General features: G+C 72.2%; 24 protein-coding genes and 1 tRNA gene. 14 read left to right on the top strand and 11 right to left on the bottom strand.

Going from position 1 to position 23,467, the window contains the following annotated elements; genetic code table 11:
• The first annotated feature begins 41 nt into the window (after window positions 1–41).
• From ABD733_RS16415 to ABD733_RS16405, 3 genes are all read left to right on the top strand, one after another.
• The gene (locus tag ABD733_RS16415; protein ID WP_344798206.1) at window positions 42–989 is read left to right on the top strand and encodes an alpha/beta hydrolase family protein; all 948 of its coding nucleotides are present in this window, start codon (window positions 42–44) and stop codon (window positions 987–989) included.
• Window positions 990–1,176: 187 nt separating this feature from the next.
• Window positions 1,177–2,253 carry an NAD(P)H-dependent glycerol-3-phosphate dehydrogenase gene (locus tag ABD733_RS16410; RefSeq protein ID WP_344798204.1) on the top strand — a complete coding sequence of 359 codons (1,077 nt, stop codon included), beginning with the start codon at window positions 1,177–1,179 and terminating at the stop codon, window positions 2,251–2,253.
• Window positions 2,250–3,758: a xylulokinase gene (locus ABD733_RS16405; RefSeq protein WP_344798202.1), complete on the top strand. Its 1,509-nt coding sequence runs from the start codon at window positions 2,250–2,252 to the stop codon at window positions 3,756–3,758. The genes ABD733_RS16410 and ABD733_RS16405 overlap by 4 nt, the downstream gene beginning before the upstream one ends.
• A gap of 73 nt (window positions 3,759–3,831) precedes the next feature.
• On the opposite strand, the gene ABD733_RS16400 is transcribed toward ABD733_RS16405, so the two are convergent.
• Window positions 3,832–3,903, bottom strand: a tRNA-Gln gene (locus ABD733_RS16400).
• A gap of 123 nt (window positions 3,904–4,026) precedes the next feature.
• Here ABD733_RS16400 and ABD733_RS16395 point away from each other — a divergent pair.
• The gene (locus ABD733_RS16395; protein WP_344798200.1) at window positions 4,027–4,548 is read left to right on the top strand and encodes a MarR family winged helix-turn-helix transcriptional regulator; all 522 of its coding nucleotides are present in this window, start codon (window positions 4,027–4,029) and stop codon (window positions 4,546–4,548) included.
• A 12-nt stretch (window positions 4,549–4,560) separates the two neighbouring features.
• Here ABD733_RS16395 and ABD733_RS16390 read toward each other — a convergent pair whose 3' ends face one another.
• Genes ABD733_RS16390 through ABD733_RS16365 form a run of 6 tightly spaced genes read right to left on the bottom strand, consistent with a single transcriptional unit; the run spans window position 4,561 to window position 9,616 of the window.
• Window positions 4,561–5,055 (bottom strand): hypothetical protein, encoded by a 495-nt coding sequence (locus tag ABD733_RS16390; protein WP_344798198.1) that lies wholly within the window; start codon window positions 5,053–5,055, stop codon window positions 4,561–4,563.
• A 5-nt stretch (window positions 5,056–5,060) separates the two neighbouring features.
• On the bottom strand, window positions 5,061–6,878 hold the full coding sequence (locus ABD733_RS16385; RefSeq protein ID WP_344798196.1) for an ABC-F family ATP-binding cassette domain-containing protein: 1,818 nt from the start codon (window positions 6,876–6,878) through the stop codon (window positions 5,061–5,063).
• Window positions 6,879–6,921: 43 nt separating this feature from the next.
• Window positions 6,922–7,383 carry a molybdenum cofactor biosynthesis protein MoaE gene (locus ABD733_RS16380; protein ID WP_344798194.1) on the bottom strand — a complete coding sequence of 154 codons (462 nt, stop codon included), beginning with the start codon at window positions 7,381–7,383 and terminating at the stop codon, window positions 6,922–6,924.
• Window positions 7,376–7,903 carry a MogA/MoaB family molybdenum cofactor biosynthesis protein gene (locus tag ABD733_RS16375; RefSeq protein WP_344798192.1) on the bottom strand — a complete coding sequence of 176 codons (528 nt, stop codon included), beginning with the start codon at window positions 7,901–7,903 and terminating at the stop codon, window positions 7,376–7,378. The genes ABD733_RS16380 and ABD733_RS16375 overlap by 8 nt, the downstream gene beginning before the upstream one ends.
• A complete protein-coding gene (gene moaC / locus ABD733_RS16370) occupies window positions 7,900–8,394 on the bottom strand; it encodes a cyclic pyranopterin monophosphate synthase MoaC (RefSeq protein ID WP_344798190.1) in 495 nt (164 codons plus the stop codon). The genes ABD733_RS16375 and moaC overlap by 4 nt, the downstream gene beginning before the upstream one ends.
• Window positions 8,387–9,616: a molybdopterin molybdotransferase MoeA gene (locus ABD733_RS16365; RefSeq protein ID WP_344798188.1), complete on the bottom strand. Its 1,230-nt coding sequence runs from the start codon at window positions 9,614–9,616 to the stop codon at window positions 8,387–8,389. Before ABD733_RS16365 ends, moaC begins: the two co-directional genes overlap by 8 nt.
• A gap of 51 nt (window positions 9,617–9,667) precedes the next feature.
• Here ABD733_RS16365 and ABD733_RS16360 point away from each other — a divergent pair, with 51 nt between their 5' ends.
• From ABD733_RS16360 to ABD733_RS16340, 5 genes are all read left to right on the top strand, one after another.
• On the top strand, window positions 9,668–10,558 hold the full coding sequence (locus ABD733_RS16360) for an MTAP family purine nucleoside phosphorylase (protein ID WP_344798186.1): 891 nt from the start codon (window positions 9,668–9,670) through the stop codon (window positions 10,556–10,558).
• A complete protein-coding gene (locus tag ABD733_RS16355) occupies window positions 10,555–11,655 on the top strand; it encodes an NAD-dependent epimerase/dehydratase family protein (protein ID WP_344798184.1) in 1,101 nt (366 codons plus the stop codon). Before ABD733_RS16360 ends, ABD733_RS16355 begins: the two co-directional genes overlap by 4 nt.
• Before the next feature lie 85 nt (window positions 11,656–11,740).
• On the top strand, window positions 11,741–12,487 hold the full coding sequence (locus tag ABD733_RS16350) for a glycosyltransferase family 2 protein (RefSeq protein ID WP_344798182.1): 747 nt from the start codon (window positions 11,741–11,743) through the stop codon (window positions 12,485–12,487).
• A complete protein-coding gene (locus tag ABD733_RS16345; RefSeq protein ID WP_344798180.1) occupies window positions 12,484–13,146 on the top strand; it encodes a TIGR04282 family arsenosugar biosynthesis glycosyltransferase in 663 nt (220 codons plus the stop codon). The genes ABD733_RS16350 and ABD733_RS16345 overlap by 4 nt, the downstream gene beginning before the upstream one ends.
• Before the next feature lie 97 nt (window positions 13,147–13,243).
• Window positions 13,244–13,996, top strand: a complete 753-nt coding sequence (locus ABD733_RS16340; RefSeq protein WP_344798178.1) for a methyltransferase domain-containing protein — start codon at window positions 13,244–13,246, stop codon at window positions 13,994–13,996.
• Window positions 13,997–14,126: 130 nt separating this feature from the next.
• On the opposite strand, the gene ABD733_RS16335 is transcribed toward ABD733_RS16340, so the two are convergent.
• Both ABD733_RS16335 and ABD733_RS16330 read right to left on the bottom strand, forming a co-directional pair.
• Window positions 14,127–14,570: a hypothetical protein gene (locus ABD733_RS16335; RefSeq protein WP_344798176.1), complete on the bottom strand. Its 444-nt coding sequence runs from the start codon at window positions 14,568–14,570 to the stop codon at window positions 14,127–14,129.
• A complete protein-coding gene (locus ABD733_RS16330) occupies window positions 14,567–15,802 on the bottom strand; it encodes a molybdopterin-dependent oxidoreductase (protein WP_344798174.1) in 1,236 nt (411 codons plus the stop codon). The genes ABD733_RS16335 and ABD733_RS16330 overlap by 4 nt, the downstream gene beginning before the upstream one ends.
• A 154-nt stretch (window positions 15,803–15,956) precedes the next feature.
• On the opposite strand from ABD733_RS16330, the gene ABD733_RS16325 reads away from it, so the two are divergent.
• From ABD733_RS16325 to ABD733_RS16310, 4 genes are all read left to right on the top strand, one after another.
• Complete coding sequence (locus tag ABD733_RS16325; protein ID WP_344798172.1) at window positions 15,957–17,384, top strand: glycosyltransferase 87 family protein; 1,428 nt, start codon at window positions 15,957–15,959, stop codon at window positions 17,382–17,384.
• Between the two features lie 9 nt (window positions 17,385–17,393).
• Window positions 17,394–17,795, top strand: a complete 402-nt coding sequence (locus tag ABD733_RS16320) for a TOBE domain-containing protein (protein WP_344798170.1) — start codon at window positions 17,394–17,396, stop codon at window positions 17,793–17,795.
• Between the two features lie 217 nt (window positions 17,796–18,012).
• The gene (moaA, locus tag ABD733_RS16315; protein WP_344798168.1) at window positions 18,013–19,098 is read left to right on the top strand and encodes a GTP 3',8-cyclase MoaA; all 1,086 of its coding nucleotides are present in this window, start codon (window positions 18,013–18,015) and stop codon (window positions 19,096–19,098) included.
• Between the two features lies 1 nt (window position 19,099).
• Window positions 19,100–19,369, top strand: coding sequence for a MoaD/ThiS family protein (locus tag ABD733_RS16310; RefSeq protein WP_344798166.1), 270 nt, complete (start codon window positions 19,100–19,102; stop codon window positions 19,367–19,369).
• A 73-nt stretch (window positions 19,370–19,442) separates the two neighbouring features.
• Here ABD733_RS16310 and ABD733_RS16305 read toward each other — a convergent pair whose 3' ends face one another.
• Window positions 19,443–20,813: a ThiF family adenylyltransferase gene (locus ABD733_RS16305; RefSeq protein WP_344798164.1), complete on the bottom strand. Its 1,371-nt coding sequence runs from the start codon at window positions 20,811–20,813 to the stop codon at window positions 19,443–19,445.
• Between ABD733_RS16305 and ABD733_RS16300 the strand changes: the two genes are divergently transcribed.
• On the top strand, window positions 20,812–22,467 hold the full coding sequence (locus ABD733_RS16300; protein WP_344798162.1) for a glycosyltransferase family 39 protein: 1,656 nt from the start codon (window positions 20,812–20,814) through the stop codon (window positions 22,465–22,467). The genes ABD733_RS16305 and ABD733_RS16300 overlap by 2 nt on opposite strands.
• Window positions 22,468–22,516: 49 nt before the next feature.
• Here ABD733_RS16300 and ABD733_RS16295 read toward each other — a convergent pair whose 3' ends face one another.
• Complete coding sequence (locus ABD733_RS16295) at window positions 22,517–23,458, bottom strand: 4-(cytidine 5'-diphospho)-2-C-methyl-D-erythritol kinase (protein ID WP_344798160.1); 942 nt, start codon at window positions 23,456–23,458, stop codon at window positions 22,517–22,519.
• Window positions 23,459–23,467 lie beyond the last annotated feature (9 nt).

Raw genomic sequence — 23,467 nt, 5'->3', positions numbered from 1 at the left:
TCTCATCATCGCAGAGCGCGCGTCGTTCTGAAAGGACCAGCATGCCCTCCTCCCTCATCTCCCGACTCGACGACATCGTCGGCCCCGGCAGCCCGGTCGTCTCGGTCGCCCCGATCGTCCTCCAGGCGCAGGATCGGCCCGTCCCGCTCGAGGTGCGCATCTCCGCGCCGTCCGTCGGGGTCGACCTTCCCGTGATCCTGTTCTCCCACGGCAACGGGTGGAACCTCGACGGCTACGCACCGCTGGCCGCCTTCTGGGCCTCGCGGGGCTTCGTCGTGGTGCAGCCGACCCATCTCGACTCCCGTCGGAACGGGTTCGGGTTCGATCACCCCGTGTTCCCGACGATCTGGACGGAGCGGATCACCGACCTGCGTCGCATCCTGGACCAGCTCGACACGGTCGAGGAGTCGGTGCCCGGCCTCGCCGGCCGGATCGACCGGAGCCGCGTCGCCGCGGCCGGCCACTCCTGGGGTGGCCAGACCGCGCAGGCTCTGCTCGGTGCCCGCATCGTCGACGACGAGGGCCGCCTCGTCGGCGACGACCTGTCGGACGACCGCGTCGGCGCGGGTCTCCTCTTCGCCGCGACCGGCCTCGCCGGGGACGATCTGGCCCCGTTCGCCCGCGAGAACTTCCCGTTCATGCGGCCCTCGTTCCAGGAGCTCACGACGCCGACCCTGGTCGTCGCCGGGGACCACGACCAGTCCAGGATGTCGAGCCGCGGGCCGGACTGGTTCACCGATGCGTACAGGCAGAGCCCCGGCGCCACCGACCTCGTCACCCTCGCCGGAGCCGAGCTCTCCCTCGGCGGCATCGTCGGCTACGAGGTCTCGGAGACGACCGACGAGGACCCCGAGCGCGTCGCCGTCCTGCAGCGGCTGAGCACCGCGTACCTGCGGACGGCGCTGCGCGTCGACGAGGGGAGCTGGGCCGCGGCTCGGGAGGCGTTCCGCGAGGGCGGGGCGGGTGTGGGGCGGGTGGAGAGCAGGTAGGGGCGCGGCGGGGCGGGGCGGGCGTGTCCGAGGCAGGATCACGACGCGGCGCCGAAACCGCAGGCTTCACGGGCAGAATTTCGAGGCATCCGGGGACCCCGCCGTGCTACTTTCATATTTGTTGTCCGGCCGAACTAATTGGTCTCAAGACCTCTTCGCGGCCCGAACCGAGTGAGTAGGTGAAGCGATGACGCTTCCGAATCCGATGACCGTGACCGTGCTGGGCGCAGGTGCGATGGGCTCGGCCCTCTGCACGCCCCTCCGCGCCCGCGGGCACACCGTGAGGCTCTGGGGCACTCCCCTGGACGAGGACATCCTGACCGCCCTGGAGGGCGGCCTGCCGCACCCGCGGACGGGCGAGCATCTCGCCGACGGAACCGAGCTGGTTCACGATCCCGACTTGGAGTCCGCCCTCGCGGACGCCGACGTCGTGGTCGTGGCGGTGTCTTCGGACGGGGTGAGGAGCATCGTCGAGCGCGCCGCGCCGTTGATGGGCCGGGCGCAGGCCCTGGCCCTGACGACGAAGGGCTTCCTCCGCGACGCCGAGGGAACGGTGAGGCTCCTGCCCGAGTCGATCGAGAGGATCTTCTCGGACAGTGCTGCCGTGCCGCCTCCCATCGTCGCTATCGGCGGTCCGTGCAAAGCGAACGAGGTCGCGGCCTCTCGACCCACCGCTGCGGTGTTCGGCTGCTCCGACATCGACGTCGCGCGGAGCATCGCCGGGGCCGTGGAGACCGACGGCTACCGGATCCACGTGACCGACGACGACCGGGGAGTGGAGGTCGCGGCACCCCTGAAGAACGTGTACGCCATCGCTCTGGGCTTCGCCGACGGTCTCACCACCCGGACCGGTCAGCCCTGGCACGACCTCCGATCGGCCGTCTTCTCGAAGGCCGTCGACGAGATCGCCGACATGACCGAAGCCCTCGGCGGCTCGGCCCGAACCGCGTGGGGTCTCTCGGGGGTCGGCGATCTCGAGGTGACCGGCCTCTCGGGCAGGAACAAGGTCTTCGGGGAGCGGCTCGGATCGGGCGAGGCTCCGGCCGAGGCCCTCCAGAAGATGATCGACGCGCACCAGACCGTCGAGGGTGTCCCCGCATCCGGCCTCGCCGTCGCGCTGGCCTCGCAGCTGTTCGACGACGCTGCATCCCGTCTTCCGCTCCTTCACGCCATCCGGCGGATCGTCGAGGGCTGCGACGATCCGCTCCTCGTCCTGACGACGGCTGCGCTCCCGCCCCTTCAGGCGTCGGGATCGTCGCGATGACGAGGACCGTCCTGGGCATCGACGCCTCCACGACCGCGATCAAGGCGATCGCCTTCGACGCCGACGGAGTCCCCGTCGCGACCGGTCGGAGCTCCCTGCAGCGGCAGTCGCCTCACCCCGGCTGGGCGGAACAGTCGGCTGAGGACTGGTGGCAGGGTCTCGTGGCCGCGATCCGCGACGTCATCGGGCAGCTGGAGTCGGCCGGCGCCGGGATGCCGGAAGCCGTCTGCATCACGCATCAACGCGAGACGTTCGTGTGCCTCGACGAGGACGGCCAGCAGGTCCGTCCCGCGATCCTGTGGCTCGACACCCGGGCGGGAACCCAGATCGAGAGATTCGGCGACGCCGCGGTCCACGCCACCTCCGGAAAGCCCCCGAGCACCACCCCGAGCCTGTACAAGCTCATCTGGTTGCGCGAGAACGAGCCGCTCACGCTGGAGAGGACCGCCATGGTCCTCGACGTCGGAGGGTATCTGGCCTACCGGCTCACCGGCGAGCACGTCACCTCGACCGCGAGCGCCGACCCGCTGTCGATCCTCGACATGGCGGCTTTCGACTGGTCTCCGGAGCTCCTCGGCCTCATCGGCCTGCCCGCGGAGTCCTATCCCCGCCTGGTGCCGCCCGGGCAGGTCATGGCGACTGTGGATGCCGGCGCCTCGGCGTCGACGGGTCTTCCGGAGGGAACCCCTGTCGTGGCGGGAGCCGGCGACGGGCAGGCCGCCGGACTCGGTGCAGCCGTCCTCGACGACGACCGCGCCTATCTCAGCCTGGGCACGTCCATCACGCTGGGCCTCCACAGCACGGAGTTCCGCACCTCCATGAGCTACCGGACTCTGGCCTCGCCTCTCGCGGGGAGCTACACACTGGAGGGTCTCCTGGCCTCCGGAGCCCTGTCGCTCGAATGGGTCCGGGGCGCGATCGCCAAGCTCGCCGACACTCCCGACGGGAATGCAGCGCTCTCCGCTCTGGCCGGATCGTCGACGCCAGGATCCAGGGGCCTCCTCTTCCTGCCGTACCTGACGAGCGCCGAGACCCCCTACTGGGACGCCGATGCCCGAGGCGCCTTCGTCGGTCTAGGCGAGTACCACACGACTGCTGATCTGGTGCGCGCGACGTTCGAGGGGCTCGCCCTGGAGGTCCGGCTCCTCCTCGAGTTGATCCTCGCGGACACCGGCACGGACCCTGGAAGGCTCATCGTGATGGGCGGCGCGGCGCGGTCGGCCGTCTTCCTCCAGATCCTGGCCGACGTGCTCGAGCGCGACATCGAGGTGTCGTCCGAAGACGAGACGGCGGCCCTCGGCGCCGCAGTGCTGGCGGCCTTCGCCGTCGGACTCCACGGCCGGGCGGATCTCGCAGCGACTGCTGCGCGGATGACCCGGACCACCGCCACGTTCCGCCCCCAGGCCGACAGCTCGGCGACGTACTCCCGACTCTTCGCCGTCTACCGCTTGCTCTACCCGCAGCTGAAGGGCGTCTTCGCCTCCCTGGGCGAGTTCCGGAGGTAGTCCGGTCGTCGTGTTGGCCTCTGGTGGCGTGGCCGTGGTGTTTCGGTTCTGCGGCGAGGCCCGCACATCGTAGCTCCGCCTCCAGGATTCGAACCTAGACCTAACAGCTCCAAAGGCTGTCGTGCTGCCATTACACCAAGGCGGACCGCGCTTTCACGCCCGACCAGTCTGCCAGATGGCGCAGGAGCGGCCGTTCCCGGGCGGGCTGCGCGGGGTCCCCGAGCGACCCGTCCGACAGGACCGGGAGGCACGCCGACATAATGGACGGATGCCGGAGCAGGATGCGCAGGGCACGCCCGTCGCGCAGGACGAAGTCGACCGCATCGTCGACGCCTGGAACCGCGAGCGCCCCGACCTCGACTTCACGCCGCTCCACGTCCTGTCGCGCGTCGGCCGGCTCTCGAAGCACCTCGACCGGGCCCGGAAGGCCGCGTTCACCGCGAGCGACCTGGAGTCGTGGGAGTTCGACGTCCTGTCGGCGCTGCGCCGCGCAGGATCGCCGTACCAGCTGTCCCCGAAGGCCCTCCTGACGCAGACGCTCGTCTCGAGCGGGACCATGACCAACCGCATCGACCGCCTGGTGACCCGGGGCCTCGTCGAGCGGCGGACCGATCCGAGCGACGGCCGGGGCATCCTGGTCACCATGACGGCGAGAGGTGTCAGCGCGGTGGACATCGCGATCGCGAACCTCGTCGGCGCCGAGGCGACCCTGCTGGGCGACCTGTCCGGCCCCGACCGCGAGCATCTCACCGCGCTGCTGCGCTCGCTGTCGCTCACGCTCGGCGACTAGGGCCCGGCGGACCTACGGGCGAGCCGCGTCAGCAGCATCCTCGAGCGCGGTGAGCGCAGCCTCGGCGTCCGCGCCGGGCAGCGTCACCGTGAACGTCTTGCCCGAGATCAGCTCGAGCACCAGCGCCGGGCCGCCGCGCAGGATCACGCCGCTCCCGCCCGCCGTGAAGCGAAAGCCCCAGCCGACCCAGCTCCGAAGCGACACCGGCTCGACCCGCGCGTCGGCGATCTCGTCGAGGCCGTACTGCGCCAGCGCGAAGCCGAGGGGCACCGACTCGACGACCAGCCCGGCCGGTCCGGCCGTGACTCGGACCCGGGCGGGCGCCAGGCAGGACAGGAGCGCGAACACCAGGCCGAGCAGGAGGACGAGGAAGTCGACTCCGGGGCGCGCCACCAGCCAGAAGACGAGCACCGCCGCAGAGGCTGCGCCGAGGACCACGGCGGAGACGAGCAGGACGCGCGAGCTCGCCTCGGTCGTGAAGACCGGGGCGGGATCCTGCGCGGTCACGCCCGTCAGCCCTCGAGCTTCTCGCTGACGACGAGCCAGGCCGCCTCGAGCTCCTCGCTCTTCTTCTCGACCGCGGCGACCTTCTTCTGGAGCTCGCCGAGGCCGGCGTAGTCGTCTTGGTCGTGCGCCGCGAACGTCGCGAGCAGGGCGGCGCGCTCGGCGGCGGCCTTCTGCATGCGGCGGTCGAGGGAGGCGAGCTCCTTCTCGGCGTTGCGCTTCTCGGCGCCCGAGAGTCCCGACGCCTTGGCCGCCGCGACGACCGTGGCCGAGGCGCCCTGGGTCGCGGTCGGACGGTCGGTGGCCTCGCCGGCGCCGTCGGTCGCCTCGCGGCGGAGGGCGAGGTACTGGTCGACGCCGCCGGGCAGGTGCCGCATATGCCCGTCGAGGACGGCGTACTGCATGTCGGTCACGCGCTCGAGGAGGTACCGGTCGTGCGAGACGACGAGCAGGGTGCCGGGCCAGGTGTCGAGGAGGTCTTCCATCGCCGCGAGCATGTCGGTGTCGAGGTCGTTGGTGGGCTCGTCGAGGATCAGCACGTTCGGCTCGTCGAGCAGGATCAGCAGCAGCTGCAGGCGGCGCTTCTGACCGCCGCTCAGGTCTTTGACGGCCGTCTGGAGCTGCGGCGTCGTGAATCCGAGGCGCTCGAGGAGCTGGCCGGGCGTGAGCTCCTTGCCGCCGGAGACGTAAGACGACCGGTAGCGCGAGACGACGGTGTTGACGCGCTCGTTCGCGAACTCGTGCAGGTCGGCGAGCTGCTGGTCGAGCACCGCGAACTTGACGGTCTTGCCGCGGGTGACCCTGCCGGTGGTCGGCTGCACTGCGCCCGTCACGAGCTTCAGCAGGGTCGACTTGCCGGCGCCGTTGACGCCCAGGACGCCGGTGCGCTCGCCCGGCGCGATCCGCCACTCGATGTCTTTCAGCACCCTGCGCTCGCCGTAGTCGACCGAGACGTCGATGATGTCGACGACCTGCTTGCCGAGGCGCGACGTGGCCATCTGCGACAGCGACACCTTGTCGCGCACCGGCGGCTCGTCGGCGATGAGGGTCTCGGCCGCCTCGATGCGGAACTTCGGCTTCGCGGTGCGGGCCGGGGCGCCGCGGCGGAGCCAGGCGAGCTCCTTCTTCATGAGGTTCTGCCGCTTGGCCTCGGAGACGCTGGCCGAGCGGTCGCGCTCGACACGCTGCAGGACGTACGCGGCGTAGCCGCCCTCGAAGGGCTCGACGATGCCGTCGTGGACCTCCCAGGTGTCGGTCGAGACCTCGTCGAGGAACCACCGGTCGTGTGTCACGACCACGAGGGCCCCCTGGTTCGGCGACCAGCGGCGCTTGAGGTGCTGCGCGAGCCAGGCGACGCCCTCGACGTCGAGGTGGTTGGTGGGCTCGTCGAGGAACAGGACGTCCCACTCCCCCACGAGCAGTGCGGCGAGCGCGACGCGGCGGCGCTGACCGCCGGAGAGGTCGCCGATCGTGGAGTCCCAGGGGATGTCGGTGGCGAGGCCCGAGATGACGTCGCGGATGCGCGCGTCGCCGGCCCACTCGTGCTCGTCGCGCCCGCCGACGATGACGTCGCTGACGATGGCGTCGAGGGGCAGGATGTCGCGCTGGTCGAGGACGCCCATGGTGATGCCGCGCCGTCTCGTCACCCGGCCGGAGTCGGGCTCGATCCTGCCCGCGAGGAGCGACATCAGGGTCGACTTGCCGTCGCCGTTCCGACCGACCACGCCGATGCGCGAGCCCTCGTCGATGCCGAGGGTCACGCCCTCGAAGATGACTCGGGTCGGGAATTCGAGGTGAAGCGCTTCTGCGCCGAGGAGATGTGCCACGCGTCAAGGCTACGGGGCTGCGGCTGTGCTCGCCGCCCGGGCGTCAGCCGAGCGACGCCACCCACTCGCTCGAGCCGTCGGTGAAGTCCTGCTTCTTCCAGATGGGCACGCGCGCCTTGATCTCGTCGATGAGCTCGGCGCAGGCGGCGAACGCGGCGGCCCGGTGGGCGCTCGAGACGGCGGCGGCGAGCGCGACGTCGCCGATGGTGAGCGGGCCCGTCCGGTGCTCGACGGCGATCGCGACCTCGGGGTGCCGCGACGCCACGTCGACGGCGACGGCGCGGATGACCTCGGTCGCCGACGGGTGCGCCTCGTACTCGAGGGCGCTGACACCGCGGCCGTCGTCGTGGTCGCGGACGACGCCCTCGAAGGTGACGACGGCTCCGGCCGTGGCGCGGTGGACGAGGGTCGAGCAGGCCGAGACCGACAGCTCGTCGAGGGTCACTCGGGCGAGCAGCACGCGGTCGTCGGCCGACGAGGCGGTGAGGGGCGCAGGATCACGCATGCCCGCCCCCGCGCAGCTGGTCGAGCAGGTGGTCGAGCAGCTCGTCGAGCAGCTCGAGGCCGTCTCGGACTCCGCCGGGGGAACCGGGGAGGTTCACCACGAGGGTGCGGCGGGCCACGCCGACGACGCCGCGCGAGAGCAGGGCGGTCGGCGTGTGGAGGGAGCCGCGGCGGCGGAGCTCCTCCTCGATGCCGAGGAGCCGCCGGTCGATGAGCGGCAGGGTCATCTCGGGGGTCGCGTCGGTCGGGGTCACCCCGGTGCCGCCGGTGGTCACGACGATGTCGACGGGCTGGGTGATCCCGGCGATGAGCGCCTGGCCGACCGGTTCGCCGTCGGCGACGACGACGGGCTCGTCGACCGTGAAGCCGCGCTCGGCCAGCCACGCCGTGATGACGGGGCCGGTGGTGTCGACGGCGTCGCCTCGCGAGGCCCTGGTCGAGGCCACGACGACGAGGGCCGTGCGTCCCGGGGCAGGAGGCCGGGCGCCTGACGGGTCGCCGACCGAGTCGAGATCGCTCATCGCGACCAGTCTCCGGACTTGCCGCCGGACTTCTCGAGCACCTTGATGTCGTCGATGACGGCCAGCTTGTCGACGGCCTTGATCATGTCGAAGAGCGTGAGCGCGGCCACGGACGCCGCCGTCAGCGCCTCCATCTCGACGCCGGTCACCCCGCGCGTCGACACGGACGCCAGCACCCGCACCGCATCGTGCCCGACCTCGAAGTCGACCGTGACCGAGCCGATCGGCAGCGGATGGCAGAGCGGGATGAGCGTCGAGGTCTGCTTGGCGGCCATGATCCCGGCGATCCTGGCCGTGCCGAGGGCCTCGCCCTTCGGCAGAGACCCGTCGGAGACCTGCAGGATCACGTCGGCCCGCGTGCGCACGACGGCCTGCGCGAGCGCCACCCGCTTCGTCTCGGCCTTCGAGGTCACGTCGACCATGTGCGCGCTGCCGTCGTCGCGGACGTGCGACAGGACGCCCGGGGCCTCGGCGGAGTCTGAATCAGTCATCGAGGGGCCACACTACGACCTCGTCGCCCGCCTCGACCCGCGAGATGCCGACCGGCAGGTGCACGAGGTGGGTCGCCAGGGCGTAGGAGTGCAGCAGGTGCGAGCCGGGGCCTCCGACGAACACGACCCGGCCTGCCGGATCGAGGCGCCCGCGCCGGATCTGGTGCTTGCCGGGCGGCGAGTCGGCGCCCTCGCTCAGGATCGCGACCCGGTCGCGATCCTGCACCGGTCGCCCCGCCGCCCGCTGCAGAGGCTCCCGGAGGAACATCTCGAACGAGATGAGCGCGCTCACCGGGTTGCCCGGGAAGGCGACCACGGGCACGCTGCGGCCGCCGAGATCGAGCACGCCCCAGCCCTGCGGGCCGCCGGGCTGCATCGCGACGGAGCCGAACTCGACGCCCCGCGGCGCGAACGTCTCGCGCACCACCTCGTAGGCGCCCTCGCTGACGCCGCCGGTGGTGACGACGAGGTCGGCGGAGTCGGCCTCGACGCCGAGCCTCGCCAGGCGCAGGAGGGCGTCGCCGTCGTCGGCCACCCGCCGGACGATCACGCGGGCGTCGGCCTCCTCGAGGGCGACCCGGAGCGAGGCCCCGTTGGCGTCGTGGATCGCGGCGCCGCCGAGCGGGCCGGGCTCTGCCGCGAGCTCGGAGCCGGTCGACACGAGCAGCACCACGGGGGCGTCGAGCACCCGCACGCTCTCGACGCCGGAGGACGCCAGGATGCCGTAGTGCGGCCCGCGGAGGACCGTGCCGGCCCGGAGCAGGGTGTCGCCCCGCCGGACGTCGCTGCCGACCGCCCGCACGAACTGCCCGACGGGGACCGGCCCCGGCAGCGAGACCGTGGAGGCCCCGCCCTCGTCCTGGAAGCGGGGCGGGTCGGCCCGCTCGATCTGGACGACCGCGTCGGCGCCGTCGGGCAGGGCCGCGCCGGTCATGATGGGGGCCGCTGTGCCGGGGGTCAGAGGGGCCGGGACGTGGCCGGCCGGGATCCTGCGCCCCACCGCCAGGCGTGCTGCCCCGCCCTCGAGATCGGACGCGACCACCGCGTACCCGTCCATCTGGGAGTTGGCGAACGGGGGCAGGTCGAGGGGTGCGACGACATCGTCGGCGAGGACCTCGCCCGACACTCCCTCGGACACGCGGCGGACGACGACCCGTCGCGTCGCGAGGGCGCCCGCGACCAGCTCGGCGATCGTCTTGCGGTGTTCTTCGATGGTGCGCACTCGCGCCTGCCTCTCACCCTGAGCGGGACGTCTCCCAGTAGTGTCGCACCCATGACAACGGACCCTCGGGACTCCTCCACAGGCCCGCTCCCCACCGTCGACGTGGCGGTCATCGGCGGCTCCGGCCTCTACTCCCTCTTCGCCGAGGGCACGGCCGACTCGTTCGAGGTCGACACCCCCTACGGCCCGACCTCGAGCCCGGTCACGGTCGGCGAGCTCGGCGGCAAGCGCGTCGCCTTCCTGACCCGGCACGGCAAGGGGCACTCGGTGCCGCCGCACCAGATCGGGTTCCGCGCGAACATCTGGGCACTCGCCTCGCTGGGGGCCAAGGCCATCGTGTCGTCGTCCGCCGTCGGCGGGGTCCACCCCGACTACCCGCCGGGGACCCTCGTCGTCACCGACCAGTTCATCGACCGCACCTGGGGCCGCCCCGACACGTTCTTCGACCAGGGCTCGGTGCAGCACCTGGCCGCGGCCGACCCGTTCGATCCTGCTCTCCGCGGCCTCGCGATCGACGCGCTGGCGTCCGAGCTCGGCTCGTTCGCGCCGTCCGGCACCTGCGTCGTGATCCAGGGCCCGCGCTTCTCGACCCGCGCCGAGTCGCTCTGGTGGCAGCAGGCCGGCGCCCACACGGTCAACATGACGATGGTGCCCGAGGTGCCGCTCGCCGCCGAGCTCAACATCGGCACCGTCAACCTGTCGTTCGTCACCGACAGCGACGCCGGGCTCTCGCCCGCGGAGGACGACGACGACAGCGAGATCGTCAGCCACGAGCTCGTGATGCGGCGGCTCGCCGAGGCGCAGCCGGTCATCGTCCGGGCCATCGAGCGGATCGTCCAGGCGATCCCCCGCGACTTCGCGCCGCGCGAGCTGATCCCCGCGGCGGCTGTCGCGGAGGTGCTCGCCCGCCCGGTCAGCTCGGCACCGAGGCCGCCGGCGTGAGCGAGCGCACTGCGAGCGGCGACCCCGTCAGCGACGAGGCGCCGCTCGGCACCCTCCTCGTGACGGGCGGCGCCGGATTCATCGGCGGGGCAGTCGTCACCGCGGCTCTCGAGCGCGGCTGGACGGTGAGGGTCCTCGACGACCTGCGGCCAGACGTGCACGGCGGTCCGCCGACCCTCGATCCGCGGGTCGACCTGCGGGTGGGCGACGTGCGCGATCCTGCGACGGTCGACCGCGCCCTCGAGGGCGTCACCGCGGTCTGCCACCAGGCGGCGAAGGTGGGGCTCGGCGTCGACTTCCAGGACGCCCCCGACTACGTCTCGACGAACGAGTACGGCACGGCCGTGCTGCTGGCCGCACTCGATCGGAGAGGCATCGACCGGCTGGTCGTGGCCTCGTCGATGGTGGTCTACGGCGAGGGCGCCTACCGGGGCAGCGCGGGAGTCGTCCGGCCCGCCCCGCGCCGCATCGCCGACCTCGACGCCGGCGTCTTCGACCCCCGCGACGACTCCGGAGAGCTGCTCGAGCCCGGGCTGATCTCCGAGGACGCGCCGCTCGACCCCCGCAACGTCTACGCGATCACGAAGCTCACGCAGGAGCACCTGGCCACCAGCTGGGCGAGGAGCACCGGCGGCCGGGCTGCGGCTCTCCGCTACCACAACGTCTACGGCCCCGGCATGCCGCAGAACACGCCCTACGCCGGCGTCGCGTCGCTCTTCCGCTCGGCGATCGAGCGCGGCGAGGCCCCCCGCGTCTTCGAGGACGGCGCCCAGCGGCGCGACTTCGTGCACGTCCGCGACGTCGCCTCGGCGAACATCGCGGCCCTCGACTGGACGGCCGGGCAGCCCGCCGACAGCTTCCGCGCGTTCAACGTCGGCTCCGGCCACGTCCACACGATCGGCGAGATGGCATCGGCTCTCAGCCGTCACGCCGGGGGCCTCGAGCCGGTCGTCACCGGCGAATACCGGGCGGGCGACGTCCGGCACATCACGGCCTCCTCGGAGCGCCTCCAGCGCGAGCTCGGCTGGAGCCCCTCGGTGTCGTTCGACGAGGGCATGCTGGAGTTCGCATCGGCGCCGCTGCGAGCGAGCGTGTGACGACCGTCCTAAACTCACCCCCGGCGCCTCGGCTCCGAACACCTGGCAGGGCACCGTCTGGGGTCGCCCGAGAACCGGAGTCACCATGAGCACCACCGTCGTCGACGTGATCCTGCCCTGCCTCGATGAAGAGCAGGCGCTCCCCTGGATCCTCGGCCGCCTGCCCGAGGGCTACCGCGCCATCGTCGTCGACAACGGCTCGACCGACCGGTCGGCGGAGGTCGCCCGCGGTCTCGGCGCGACCGTCGTCAGCGAGTCGCGCCGCGGGTTCGGTGCCGCGGCCCACGCCGGCCTCCTGGCGGCCACCGCCGACATCGTCGCGTTCTGCGACGCCGACGCCTCGATGGACCCGCAGGATCTGCCCCTCCTCGTCGCACCCGTCGCCGCCGGCGAGGTCGAGCTCACCCTCGGCCGACGCCGCCCCACGGTCCGCGGCGCCTGGCCGATCCACGCGCGCATCGCCAACCTCGTCCTCGCCCGGCTCATGCGCCGCGCCTCCGGAGTCCGCCTCCACGACCTCGGCCCGATGCGCGCAGCCCGCCGCGCCGACCTCCTCGCGCTCGACCTGCAGGATCGGCGGAGCGGCTACCCCCTCGAGATGGTCCTCCGCGGGTCGGAGAGCGGCTTCCGCATCCGCGAGCTCGACACCCCGTACACGCCGCGGATCGGCAAGAGCAAGGTGACCGGGACGCTGCGAGGGACGATCCGCGCGATCCAGGACATGTCGGCGCTCCTCCGTGCGGCGTCGCCGACCGGCAGAGACACGTCCACCGTGCCCACCGTGCCAGGCTCGCCCGACTCCTCCGCGAGCGACGAGGCGGTGACCCGATGACGACGCTCGTGGTGATCGCCAAGGAGTGCCTGCCCGGGAAGGTCAAGACGAGGCTGCACCCGCCCCTGACCCTGGAGCAGGCGGCACTCGTCGCCTCCGCCAGCCTCTCCGACACTCTCGAGGCCGTGCGTCCGCTGCCGGCGAGCCGGAGGATCCTGCTCTTCGACGGAACCACCCCGCCCGCCGACGCCGAGGGCTTCGAGGTCGTGCACCAGGTCGAGGGAGGTCTCGACGAGCGTCTCGGCGCCGTCTTCGACCTCGTCGACGAGCCGCTCGTGCTCGTCGGGATGGACACGCCGCAGCTGACCGCCGACATCCTGGCGCCCGTGTTCGACGAGTGGCCCTCGGGCGTCGACGCGTGGTTCGGGCCGGCCGACGACGGCGGCTACTGGGCGCTCGCGCTCCGGAACCCGAGCGGCGACCTCGTCCGCGGAGTCCCGATGTCGCAGGCCGACACCGGCAACCACCAGCTCAACCGGCTGGCGAGAGCAGGCATCGAGGTCGACTTCCTGCCCGAGCTGACCGACGTCGACACGATCGAGGACGCCCGGACCGTGGCCAGGATCGCGCCCGACTCCCGCTTCGCCCGGACGCTGGCCGACTTCGAGGTGCTGCGGCCGCCCGCGTCGGCGCCCGCGCCCGCGCCTGCCTCGGCGTGAGCCGGCAGACCCGCGAAAAGGCCGGAATGCGCGAGATGTGCCGGATGAGCACTGTGTCAGCCGACCACGCGGGGCGAATCGTTCGTACCCTCGGGTGGTGCCCCCTTCGTCGCCCGTCTTCCTGCCGCTCGAGGGCAACCGCGACCCCCTCGGCTCCGAACCATCACACGTGACCGATCTCGCCTCCCGCCCCCAGACCGCGACCTTCGGGTCGGGCGGTTCCGAGCCCTACGCGCACGCTCTCCGTCGCGAGGGTCGCCTGACGCTCGTCCGCGACCAGGGACGCCCCCGGAGCGGGTACGACCTCGGCCGCTGGATGGCCGAGGCGGACGACGTCGATCGCGCGATCCTGGCCGGCGAATCGGGGCCGGTGCTCGACATCGGCTGCGGCCCCGGACGCATGGTCGCCGCCTCGATCGACCTCGGCTTCGTGAGCCTCGGCGTCGACGTCTCCCGTGCGGCGGTCAACGTCGCCCGTCGTGCGGGGCTCCCCGTCCTGGCCCGGAGCGTCTTCGAGCGCCTCCCCCGCGAGGGCCACTGGAAGACCGCGCTCCTGATCGACGGCAACATCGGGATCGGCGGCGACCCCCGTGCCCTCCTCGAGCGCTGCGCCGAGCTCCTGTCGCCGCGCGGCGCCGTGCTCGTCGAGACCCGGCCCGACGACGAGGCCGACGAGGCGTTCACCGCGCGCATCGTCGACGAGGACGGCCGGACGTCGTCGACGTTCCCCTGGGCCGAGGTCGGCGCGACCGCCCTCGAGCGTCACGCCGAGGCCGCGGGGCTCCGGCTCGACCAGGTCTGGCGTGTCGACGGCCGCGTGTTCTGCCGTCTCGTCGCCGCTCACCGCTAGCCGCAGCCCGCTCCTGCCGCGCAACGTCTCACGGACGATCCACCCTGCCGCGGCAGGGCGCCCAGTCCGCCAGACGTTGCGCGGCAGCCCGCACTCCCGCGGAGGAGCGTCAGGCGGCGGGCATCACGCCTCAGGCAGCAGCGGCGACGGCAGCGCGCCGCGCCCGCACCCGGAGGTACACCACCACGACCAGCGCGGTGACCACGGCGACGGCCAGCCAGAGCAGCCCGAGCCTCGCCGCGTAGTCGAACGGCAGCACGGTGTCGTTCTTCGGCACCTTCGCCTTGCGGATGATCTCGGGCACGACGATCAGGGTGAAGACGACGCCGACCAGCACGCCGGCCTGGACGATGGCGAGGACGGCCGCCGGGATCCTGCGCCCCGCCCGCCTCATCGCGACGCTGATCGCCACGACGACCGGCGAGATGATCCCGTCGTGCAGGATCACGGCCGCGATCAGCCAGGTGACCAGCCCCCAGATGCTCTTGGGGCGCACCGTGTCGACCATCACCCAGGCGCCGAGCAGGATCGCGAGGGCTCCCACCGCCACCAGGGTGATGCGCGCGGCCCTCACGAGAGCACCTCGAGCGAGCTCAGCCATTTCGTCTGGAGGACTCCGGGGCGCCCGGGCGCGATCATCCGCGCGGGGAAGCCGTGCTCGATGTCGAGCCGCGAGCCGTTCAGGTGCAGCGCGATCAGCGTGTTCTCGTCGCGCACGTACTCGGCGCCCATCAGAGTCACCCGGTAGCCGCCCTTCTTCTCGAGGCTGGTGATCCGGAGCGACTCGCTGCTCGTGCCGCCGACCGCCTCGACGACGTCGCGGAGCCTCGGGCCCTTCCAGTGCGCGAGCTGGCTCCAGCCCTCGACGCAGGCGATCGGCAGCTCGGCCTCGTGCTGCGGCAGGGCCATCAGCTCCGAGACGGAGAACGTGCGGCTCGAGGACCCGCGCGAGACCGTGAGCGCCCAGCCGGGGTCGGTGGCGGTCTCGAGCACCTGCGCCGCGGCGGCCGTGCGGTTGACCGGGAGGTCGTTCGCGCCGAGGCCCATCTTGCGCGGCGCGAAGACGTTGAGGGCGTCGAGCGGGCGGAACGACTGGCCGGCGGTCACGGCGACGACGGCTCCGGCCGTGACGGCGACACCGGCGAAGAAGCCGCGGCGCGACGAGACCGGCTCGACGTCGGGGGTGCGGTCGATCCAGTCGAAGATCCGCCCGACGAACCCCTTCGGCACGGGCCGCGCCGAGCCTGCCGCGGGGACCTCGTTGGGCAGCTCGTCGGGGACGAGGTCCGCGTCGGCGACGAACCGCCCCTCGGCGTCGTAGCTGTCGCGGGCCCGCCAGTAGCGGGCGATGATCGGCAGCTTGACGCCGATGTGCACGGCGAGCGAGCCGATGATCACGTACGACAGCGCGTAGTGCACCTGCTTGAACGGGAACGGCCACGGGTAGTACTGGAAGGTGTTGAGGAGACCGGTGAAGATCTGCACCAGCGAGGCCGCGACGAACAGGGCGATCGACGCCCGCTCCAGGATCTGCACGGGCCGCTCGATCGGCGGCCACTTGAACAGCTGCGGGAACACTGCGTAGAGCTTGCCGAACAGCAGCGGGAAGCAGGCGATCCCCGCGGTGATGTGGAGGCCCTGGGTCCACTTGTAGAGCGAGACCGGGCGCGTCGGGAAGCTCATCCAGGAGGCGGGCTCCTGCAGGAAGTGGCTGTAGAGCCCCGTGCCGAGGCAGACCACGAAGGCGAGACCGAGCAGCCGGCCGAGGACGACCGCGCTCCGGGCGTTGCGATTCGGAGACGTCACGGAGCGTCTGAGTCCGTACATCACTTCGCGCATGCTGTATCTCACCATCGATCGGGCGCCGAGTGGGCCGAAACGCCCTTTCGGGGGGCCCGGATGTCACGGTCGCGGAAGGAGTTCGGACCGGAACCGCTCCCGGTTCGGGCAGAGTGGGCGGGTGCGCACCTTCCTCGGCCTCCTCGGCGCGACCGTCCTCGCCCTGACCATCGGCTGGGGCGTCAGCGCGCTCGGGTTCTCGCTCCCGGGTGTCGGGCACAGCTTCCAGGCGTGGACGGTGGTCTGCTGGCTGCTGTTCATCGGCGCGTTCCTGCTGCTCCGCCGCGTCCCGGCCGAGAAGGCGACCGTCGTCGTCCTGATCGGGGCCGCCCTGATCGGCGGCGCGGCCATCGTCGGCCCCCCGAACACGAGCACCGACTCGGCTCGCTACGCCTGGGACGGCATCGTCCAGAACGCCGGCGTCTCGCCCTACGTGCACACCCCGAACTCCCGCGCGACCGAGTCGCTGCGGCCGGAGTGGCTGTTCCCCGACGCGGTCGAGACCGCGAAGGGCACGAAGACCTGCGAGGGCACCCGCGTCATGAGGACGCACGACTACGGCACCCACCGGGTGCTCTGCACGACCATCAACCGGCCGAGCGTCAACACCATCTACCCGGCTGCGGCGGAGCTCTACTTCGCAGCCGTCCGCGCCGTCGTCCCGGTCGACGCGACGTACTGGCCGCTCCAGGCCGCCGGGCTCGTCCTCAGCCTCGGCGTGACGGTCCTGCTCGTGATCCTGCTCCGCAGACGGCGCCTCGACGTGCGGTGGGCGGCGCTCTGGGCCTGGTGTCCGCTCGTCGCGTCCGAGGGCGTCACGAACTCGCACGTCGACCTCCTGGGGGCCGCCCTGGCACTCGGTGCGACGGCCCTCGTGGCGAGCGAGCGGCGGTGGCTCGGCGGGGTGGCGCTCGGAGCCGCGATCGCCGTCAAGCTGCTGCCTGTCGTCACGGCCCCCGCGCTCCTCCGGAAGCGCCCGCTTCCCGTCGTCGCCGCCTCGATCGGGGCGTTCGTGCTGCTCTATGTGCCCTACCTCCTCACGACGGGACCGAAGGTCCTCGGCTACCTGCCCGGCTACCTCCAGGAGGAGGGCGTCGACGACGGTTCGCGGTTCGCCCTGGTATTCCTCTTCGTGCACGGAAAAGCGACGACCGTGGTGGCGGTGCTGATCCTGCTGGCCGTCGCCGTCGTCGTCTGGCGGACCACCGATCCGCGATCCCCCTGGCTCGGCCAGCTCGTGATGATCGGCGCGTTCCTGTTCGTCCTGAGTCCGCGGTACCCCTGGTACGCGCTGCTGCTGATCCCGTTCGTGGCGATGACCGGCCGATGGGAGTGGCTCGGCCTCGCCCTGGCGATCTCGATCCGGCAGTTCTGGCCGTACGCCTACGTGCGGGCCTCGACGCTCGGCGTCGCGCTGGCGATCATCGTGATCGTGAGCATCCACCGCTCCGGTCCGGGCTGGTGGGGCAGGATGCGGGTGCGCGCCAGAGACGAGTGGCTCCTGCTCTCGGGGCGGCCGGCCCGCATCGCGCCTCCCGCGTCGCAGTAGGGTTCAGCCATGCCGCAGATCAGGGTCCCGGAAGCCGCCCGCTACCTCGGGGTCAGCGACGACACCGTGCGGCGCTGGATCGACAACGGCGTCCTCGAGAGCTCCAAGAACGCCTCCGGCCGCACCGTCGTCGACGGGCTCGCTCTCGCCCGACTGGCGCGGAGGAACGCCGTCCTGCCCGGCGACCCCGACGGCAAGGCCAGCTCGGCGCGCAACCGCTTCACGGGCCTCGTGACCGGCATCACGAGCGACACCGTGATGTCGCAGGTCGAGCTGCAGTGCGGACCGTTCCGGGTGGTCTCGCTGATGAGCACCGAGGCGGTCCGAGAGCTCGGCATCGAGCTCGGCTCGGAGGCCGTGGCCGTCGTCAAGGCGACGATGGTCGTCATCGAGACGCCTCCGGCGTCGTAGAGCGCCAGGAGGAATTCTCACCTCGGGCCAATCCGATCCGCCGAGGGCTTCGAACTCATATCCGGTGCCTCCCGAAGGGCGCCGCCCCTCTCCGTCCGGCGAGAGACCCGAAGCCGGAACGCACCACCGGATCAGCGCGGCCTCGGAGGCCCGCAGCAGACAACCCGTGCTGCGGTCCCCGGGTGCTGTCGCAGACAGCTGCGATTACTCTCGAGACATGACGGTCTCGCTGGGCATCCCCACCCTTCCAGGACGAGCGGATCCCGCGCTCCCTCCTCGGCCCTCGGCAGCGGCCGGCCTGATCGACCCGCTGGGCCGCGAGGCGACCGACCTCCGCGTCTCGCTCACCGACGTCTGCAACCTCCGCTGCACGTACTGCATGCCGGCCGAGGGCCTGCCCTCGCTCCCCCGAGACCAGGCGCTGACGGCCGACGAGATCGTGCGGCTGGTCACCATCGGAGTGCGCGACCTCGGCATCCGGCAGGTGCGCTTCACCGGCGGCGAGCCGCTCCTCCGGCGCGACCTCGTCGAGATCATCGAGCGCTGCGCGGCACTCGAGCCGCGCCCGGAGATCTCCCTGACCACCAACGCCATCGGCCTCGCCGAGCGCGCCGAGCGGCTCGCCGCTGCCGGCCTCGACCGGGTCAACGTCTCGCTCGACTCGCTCCACGCCGAGACCTTCATGAAGGTGACCCGGCGCCCGTTCCTCAACCGCGTCATCGCCGGCGTCGACGCCGCTGCGGCGCACGGCCTCGGGCCGGTCAAGATCAACGCGGTCCTCCTGCCGGGCGTCAACGACCACGAGGCGCCCGACCTCCTCGCCTGGGCGCTCGAGCGCGGGCACGAGCTCCGCTTCATCGAGCAGATGGCCCTCGACGCCGACCACACCTGGAGCCGCGACTCGATGGTGACGGCCGCCCGCGTCCGCGAGCTGCTGTCCGACCGCTTCGACCTCGCGCTCGCGGTCGAGCCCCGCGACGGCGCGCCGGCCGAGCGCTTCGTCGCGACCGGGCGCACCGGCGACGACGCCCGGCTCCACGGGACGGTCGGCATCATCGCCTCCGTCACCGAGCCGTTCTGCGCCGACTGCCGCCGCACGCGCCTCACGGCCGAGGGCAGCGTCCGCAGCTGCCTCTTCTCGCACACCGAGTTCGACCTCCGCGGGCTCCTCCGCGGCGGCGCGACCGACCTCGACGTGGCCGACCGCTGGCGCGAGGCCATGTGGGCGAAGCCGAAGGGCCACAGCATGAACGACGCCGGCTTCGTCCAGCCGGACCGCTCCATGAGCGCGATCGGCGGATGACATGAGCGTCGTCACCGTCACCCTGCGCTTCTTCGCCGCGTCGCGGGCCGCGACCGGGCTCGATCAGCTCGAGTGCGTCTCCGACGACGAGCCGACGCTCGGCGAGCTGCTCGCCGGTCTGGCGCCCGCGAACGGCACCGACCCCGACGAGTTCGAGCGGATGCTCCAGCGCTGCTCGTTCCTGGTCGACGGGGTCACCACCCGCGACCGCTCGACCCCCGTGCCGGCGGGCGCCGTCGTCGACGTGATGCCGCCCTTCGCCGGCGGCTGAGCCCGCTGCGCGTCCCGCTGCTCGCCGCTCGCGTCTCGCGGCTCCCGCCCCGCTTGCGGCTCCCGCCCCGCGGTCAGGAGTGAAGGTTGGGGTGGAACCCGCCCGGGTCGATGTCGCAGAGCGGCAGCGGCACGCGCCCCGGGGAGCCCGCCGGGACCGCGTCGCCTCCGGTCAGTGCGCCGGGGCGGAGAGTCCAGCCGAGCATCCCGCGCGTCAGCACCGACACGTCGTAGCCCTCCGAGCGGAGCATCCGGGCGGCCGCCTCCGAGCGCGGACCCCTGGCGCAGTACACGACCACCGGCAACTCGGGATCGAGCGCAGGATGCTCGCGGCTCGTCGACCCGAACCCCGCGGCCAGGAGATCGCCCGGGATGGCGCCTGAGGCGTGCTCCGCGGCCTCTCGCACGTCGACGAGCGTGAAGGCGTCGACACCGCGCGAGCGGTCGCGGAGGCGGGCCTCGAGGGCGTCGGCCGTGATCGCGGCGACGGGGGCCGGCGCAGGATCGGGGGCGGTGCGGCCGGTCTCTCGATCCTGCGCCCTCTCCGCCTTTCGAGCCGCCGAGCGGACGAGCCGGCTCTCCCGCCAGCTGCCGAACCCGGCGTCGATCGTGACGACGCGGCCGAGGAGAGGCTCGCCGACCCCGGTGATGAGCTTGATCGCCTCGGACGCCATGACCGAGCCGACCGTGCCGCAGAGCGGGCCGAGGACCCCGACGTCGGCGCAGGACTCGTCCCAGCCGCCCTCCGGCGGCTCCGGGTGGAGGTCGCGGTAGTCGACCGCGCGGTCGTCGGGGGCGGCGTCCCAGAAGACGCTCACCTGGCCGTCGAAGCGCGAGACGCTGCCCCAGACGACGGGGAGGCCCCGGCGCGCGGCCTCGTCGGCGACGACGTAGCAGGTGTCGAAGGAGTCGCTGCCGTCGACGACGAGGTCGTAGTCGTCGAGGATCGAGGCGGTGGAGGCGTCGAGACGGAACGGGTGCACCCGGACGGTCACGTCGGAGTTGACGGCGCGGACCCAGTCGGCAGCGGCCCGGGCCTTCGGGAGGCCGACCTGGTCGGGCCGGTAGAGGACCTGGCGCTGGAGGTTCGAGAGGTCCACAGCATCGTCATCGACGATTCCCAGCGTTCCGACACCACTCTGCGCGAGATACTGGATACCGGGGCAGCCGAGGCCGCCGGCCCCGACGACGAGCACTCTGGCGTTCGCGATGCGATCCTGCCCGTCGAGACCGATCTCAGCCAATCGTGACGTGCGCGCATACCGTGCGACGTCCGGGCGCGGGGCACTGGTCGCAGCCGCAGCAGCGGTGCCAGACGAGAGAACCGCACCACCCGCACCACCAGAGCGCTCCGAACCATCAGAGGCGTTCCGGCCAGACAGACCTACGACATCAGACACACCGACGAGACCAGACAGACCGACGAGAGGAGGGAGCGACGACATGACCGACCTCCTCGAATCGCCGACAGCAGCGATCCCCACTGTACGACGCTCCACGCGCCTCTCGCGCTCGCGAGAGCAGCTGCAGGCGATCCGGGCCACCCGGTTCGGCGACGCCGCGCTGGTGGGAGTCGTCGGCCTCCTCGTCTCGGTGGCCTTCTCGTGGGTGCCGTCGGTCTGGTACGACGAGTCGGCCACGATCGTCTCGGCGCAGCGCACCTGGGCCGAGCTGTGGTCCGAGATCCACACGGTCGACGCCGTCCACGCCACCTACTACGCCCTCATGCACGCGTGGTTCGCCGTCGTCGGCTACACCCCGTTCAGCCTGCGCTTCCCCAGCGCCGTCGCGATCGGGCTGGCCGCCGCCCTCCTCACGACGCTGGCGCGCGAGCTGACCTCGAAGCGCACGGCGATCGTCGCCGGTCTCCTCTTCGTCCTGCTGCCCCGCGTCACCTGGGCCGGGAGCGAGGGCCGCTCCTACGCCCTGTCGACCGCTCTCGCGACCGCGGCGACGCTCGTCTTCGTCCTGGCCGCCAAGAAGACGCGCGACGACCGGCGCGTCCACGTCCTCTGGTGGGTGCTCTACGGCGTCCTCGCCTTCGCCTCCACTGCGGTGTTCCTCTACTCGGCGCTCCTGATCGTGGGGCACGGCGTGACGCTGGGGCTGTGGCTCCTGCGCGAGCGCCGCTCGTCGCGCGACACCCCCTGGCGCCCCGTCGTCGGGGGCTGGTTCGTCTCGGCGGGTGTGGCCGGCGGGCTGCTCGTCCCGCTGGCCCGACTCGCGAGCAGCGAGTCGAAGCAGATCAGCTGGATCTCGAAGCCCGACGCGGGCACGATCATCGACTTCGGCGTCTGGCAGTGGTTCATGACCAGCTGGTGGTTCGCGGGGCTCGGGTGGATCCTGGCGATCGCGGGCGTCGTCGCCGTCCTCCGGGGGCGCGCTGCGCTGCGGTCAGAGGGTGCGGCTGCGGACGGTGCGGCTGCGGGACGCCCGTCCGGCGTGCTGCAGCTCGTCCTGCCCTGGATGCTCGTGCCTTCGATCGGCCTGATCGCGGTCTCGCTGGTCGGGAGCCCCCTGTACTCGCCGCGGTACGTGACCTTCGCAGCCCCCGCCATGGCCCTCCTGATGGCGGTGGGGTTGACGTCTCTCCGGGCGCCACGCCTCACCTCCGCCTCGTCGCGCCGCCTGGTCGCGTCCGGGCTCGTCCTCGCGGTCGCGATGAGCCTTCCGACCTACATCTCGCAGCGGCTGGTCGAGGCCAAGGACTCCTCGTCGTGGTCGGAGGTCGCCGCCCTCGTCGCCAAGGAGCGAAAGCTCGAGGGCGTCAACGCCACCGATGCCATCATCTACGGGCACATCCGGCGTCACCCGACCGGCTCCGCCCGCAACATCGCCTACGCCTATCCGCACGCGTTCACGGGCATGACCGATGTCACCCTCAAGACCCCCGCAGCCGAGACCGGAGCCCTCTGGGAGACCCGCTACCCGCTCTCGTCGACCATCGAGCGCGTCGACGGCCACACCTACGTCTGGCTCGTCACGAGCATCAAGCAGGATCTCCGCCCCAGCGTCACCAAGGCGCTGGCCGGCGAGGGCTACCACCTGCAGGACGAGTGGCACCTCACCTGGGTGAACGTGCTGCGCTACCGGCTCTAGCCGGGCTGCGGCCGGGAACAGGCTCGTGTCGCGCAGCCCTGCGCTGCGGTCAGTCGGCGAGGAGCCGCGCGCCGTGCACGGGCCCGGTGGCCCGCACGACGGCCAGCTTCGCCGCGCTCAGCGCGATCTGCAGCTCGAGCGCCCCGTCGAGGTCCGGCGCCAGGAACGCGACCGTCGGCCCCGATCCTGAGACGACGCCCGCGAGGGCCCCGTTCTGCTCGCCGAGCTCGAGCACGGCGCCGAGCCCCGGCTCGAGGTGGAGCGCCGGCGCCTGGAGGTCGTTGTGCATGACGTCGGCGAGCCGCGCAGGATCCCCCGCCCGCAGCGCCTGCAGGACCCCCGAGTCGACCCGGGGCTGCCGGACCGGATTGATGTCGGCGAGGTGGCGGATCCTGTGCTCGTCGAGTTCGCGGTAGACGGCGGGCGTCGATAGCCCGAAGTCGGCGAGGGCGAGGACCCATTGGAACTGGCCCTGCGCGAGCGCGGGGCTGAGCTCGTCGCCGCGGCCGGTGCCGACGGCGGTGCCGCCCATCAGCGCGAAGGGCACGTCGGCTCCGAGCTGGGCGCCGAGGCGGAGGAGCTCGTCGCGGCTCTGGCCGGTGTTCCAGAGCGTGTCGCAGGCGAGCAGGGTCGCCGCGGCATCGGCCGAGCCGCCGCCCATGCCTCCGGCGACCGGGACGTTCTTGTCGATCGTCAGGGCCACCCCGCCCGCGTAGCCGGTGGCCGCGGCGAGGAGCCTGGCGGCTTTGATGGCGAGGTTGGAGTCGTCGACCGGCACGCCCGACAGGTCGATGCCCGCCGTCGTCGAAGTGAACCGGACGCTGAACCCGTCTGCGTGGCGCGCTCGGACATCCTCGTACAGCGACACGGCCTGGTACGCCGTCGCGAGCTCGTGGTACCCGTCGTCCTGGAGATCGCCCACGGCGAGGAAGACGTTGATCTTGCCGGGGGCGCGGGTGTGGACCACGGTCGAGGAGGCCACGGAGGTCATGGTTCCAAC

Origin of the sequence: Frondihabitans peucedani, assembly GCF_039537585.1 — a bacterium.
Classification (GTDB): Bacteria; Actinomycetota; Actinomycetes; order Actinomycetales; family Microbacteriaceae; genus Frondihabitans; species Frondihabitans peucedani.
Note: the sequence above shows the minus strand (reverse complement) of the source record. Positions and strands in the feature narration are given on the sequence as shown.

Coding starts and splice junctions, on each gene's coding strand:
- ABD733_RS16380 (WP_344798194.1), bottom strand. CDS start 7,383: ATGCGTGATCCTGCGCCCCTCACCGCCTCGTCGGCCGACGACCGCGTG.
- ABD733_RS16310 (WP_344798166.1), top strand. CDS start 19,100: ATGAGCGTCGTCACCGTCACCCTGCGCTTCTTCGCCGCGTCGCGGGCC.
- ABD733_RS16410 (WP_344798204.1), top strand. CDS start 1,177: ATGACGCTTCCGAATCCGATGACCGTGACCGTGCTGGGCGCAGGTGCG.
- ABD733_RS16300 (WP_344798162.1), top strand. CDS start 20,812: ATGACCGACCTCCTCGAATCGCCGACAGCAGCGATCCCCACTGTACGA.
- ABD733_RS16350 (WP_344798182.1), top strand. CDS start 11,741: ATGAGCACCACCGTCGTCGACGTGATCCTGCCCTGCCTCGATGAAGAG.
- ABD733_RS16295 (WP_344798160.1), bottom strand. CDS start 23,458: ATGACCTCCGTGGCCTCCTCGACCGTGGTCCACACCCGCGCCCCCGGC.
- ABD733_RS16345 (WP_344798180.1), top strand. CDS start 12,484: ATGACGACGCTCGTGGTGATCGCCAAGGAGTGCCTGCCCGGGAAGGTC.
- moaA (WP_344798168.1), top strand. CDS start 18,013: ATGACGGTCTCGCTGGGCATCCCCACCCTTCCAGGACGAGCGGATCCC.
- ABD733_RS16305 (WP_344798164.1), bottom strand. CDS start 20,813: ATGTCGTCGCTCCCTCCTCTCGTCGGTCTGTCTGGTCTCGTCGGTGTG.
- ABD733_RS16375 (WP_344798192.1), bottom strand. CDS start 7,903: ATGAGCGATCTCGACTCGGTCGGCGACCCGTCAGGCGCCCGGCCTCCT.
- ABD733_RS16395 (WP_344798200.1), top strand. CDS start 4,027: ATGCCGGAGCAGGATGCGCAGGGCACGCCCGTCGCGCAGGACGAAGTC.
- ABD733_RS16360 (WP_344798186.1), top strand. CDS start 9,668: ATGACAACGGACCCTCGGGACTCCTCCACAGGCCCGCTCCCCACCGTC.
- ABD733_RS16320 (WP_344798170.1), top strand. CDS start 17,394: ATGCCGCAGATCAGGGTCCCGGAAGCCGCCCGCTACCTCGGGGTCAGC.
- moaC (WP_344798190.1), bottom strand. CDS start 8,394: ATGACTGATTCAGACTCCGCCGAGGCCCCGGGCGTCCTGTCGCACGTC.
- ABD733_RS16405 (WP_344798202.1), top strand. CDS start 2,250: ATGACGAGGACCGTCCTGGGCATCGACGCCTCCACGACCGCGATCAAG.
- ABD733_RS16415 (WP_344798206.1), top strand. CDS start 42: ATGCCCTCCTCCCTCATCTCCCGACTCGACGACATCGTCGGCCCCGGC.